This is a genomic window from Archangium sp. (assembly GCF_036388035.1).
Taxonomy (GTDB): domain Bacteria; phylum Myxococcota; class Myxococcia; order Myxococcales; family Myxococcaceae; genus Archangium.
Genome location: NZ_DASVSO010000194.1, coordinates 1 through 1729 on the forward strand (window position 1 = coordinate 1; position 1729 = coordinate 1729).

Consider the following 1729-nt stretch of genomic DNA (forward strand, 5'->3'; position numbering starts at 1 on the left):
GTTCGTCACCCGCGCCAGCCAGTCCACCAACTGCTGCACGGGCGCCTTCGCCGTGGCCGACGCCGGCGTGAGCCCCCACAGCAGCAGGTACACCATCAGCGCCGTCCCACCGGACATCGCCAGCGCCAGCACGAACGCCACCCGCACCAGCGCCACGTCCAGCCCGAGCTGCCGCGCCAGCGCCGTGCACACCCCGCCCAGCACCCGCCCCGCGCCTCCACGGTGCATCGGCTCCGCCCCCGGCTGCCGCTCGCGGCAATGCGGGCACCGGGTCGCCTCGGCCCGGATGTCCATCCTGCACGCCTCGCACCGCTTCGTTGCGTCCATGGCACCTCTCCTCGAAGAGGCCCTTGCACCCCTGGCCTCATTCCTCCCTACGACGCAGGTTGCCCCCCATTGCATCGCCCCGCGCTTCCCCGTTTTCACGTCAGTCAATTTACAAATTTAATCCCGGTCCTGTTGACGGCCTTACAAACCTGTCGACTTCCGTTCACAACCCCTTCCGCTTGAGTCTCAGCAGGTACAGATTCTGGCGCGTTGGCGCCTTTTACAACGCACCCCGCCAAGGAGCTTTGCATGGACGCGGCCGTCCCCTCCTCCACCCCCTCCGCGCAACGTACCGAGGGACACCGTCCCGCGGTACAGGGTGTCTCCATCCGGGGGACGTGGCTGCCCGAGTACGAGGCCATCCTCACCTCCGAGGCGCTCGAGTTCGTGGCGAAGCTGGCGCGCACCTTCGGGAGCCGGCGCGAGGCCCTGCTGGAGCGGCGCAAGGCGGTGCAGGCCGCCTATGACAAGGGCGAGCGGCCGCGGTTCCTCCCGGAGACGAAGGACCTCCGGGAGTCGGAGTGGACCGTCGCCCCGCTGCCCCCCGACTTGCTCGACCGGCGCGTGGAGATCACCGGCCCGGTGGAGCGCAAGATGATCATCAACGCGCTCAACTCGGGGGCCAGCGTCTTCATGGCGGACTTCGAGGACGCCAACAGCCCCACCTGGGACAACGTGGTGCGCGGGCAGCTCAACCTGCGCGACGCGGTGCGCGGCACCATCAGCTACACCGCCGCCGACACCGGCAAGCACTACGCGCTGCACGAGAAGACGGCCGTGCTCTTCTGCCGGCCCCGCGGCTGGCACCTGCTGGAGCGCCACCTGGAGGTGGATGGCAAGCCCGTGTCCGCCTCGCTCTTCGACTTCGGCCTCTACTTCTTCCACAACGCGCGCGCGCTTCTGGAGAAGGGCAGCGGCCCCTACTTCTACCTGCCCAAGATGGAGAGCCACCTGGAGGCCCGGCTGTGGAACGACGTGTTCCACCTGGCCCAGAGCGAGCTGGGCGTGGCGCGCGGCTCCATCAAGGCCACCGTCCTCATCGAGACGCTGCCGGCCGCCTTCGAGATGGACGAAATCCTCTACGAGCTGCGCGAGCACTCGGCGGGGCTCAACTGCGGCCGCTGGGACTACATCTTCAGCTTCATCAAGAAGCTGCAGGCCGACCCCCAGTTCGTCCTGCCCGACCGCGGGCAGGTGACGATGGACAAGGCCTTCCTGCACAACTACTCGCTGCGCCTCATCCAGGTGTGCCACCGCCGCAACGTCCACGCGATGGGCGGCATGGCGGCCTTCATCCCCATCAAGAGCGACCCGGCCGCCAACGAGGCGGCCATGGCCAAGGTGCGCACCGACAAGGAGCGCGAGGCGCGTGACGGCCATGACGGCACCTGGGTGGCCCACC

2 protein-coding genes are annotated in these 1729 nt (G+C 68.5%); one reads left to right on the forward strand and one right to left on the reverse strand.

What is annotated here, in order from left to right:
* Positions 1-327, reverse strand: a 327-nt coding sequence (locus VF697_RS08615; RefSeq protein WP_331093140.1) for a PspC domain-containing protein, incomplete at its 3' end; no start/stop codon positions are given.
* Between the two features lie 249 nt (positions 328-576).
* Between VF697_RS08615 and aceB the strand changes: the two genes are divergently transcribed.
* Positions 577-1729, forward strand: a 1153-nt coding sequence (gene aceB, locus VF697_RS08620) for a malate synthase A (protein ID WP_331093142.1), incomplete at its 3' end; no start/stop codon positions are given.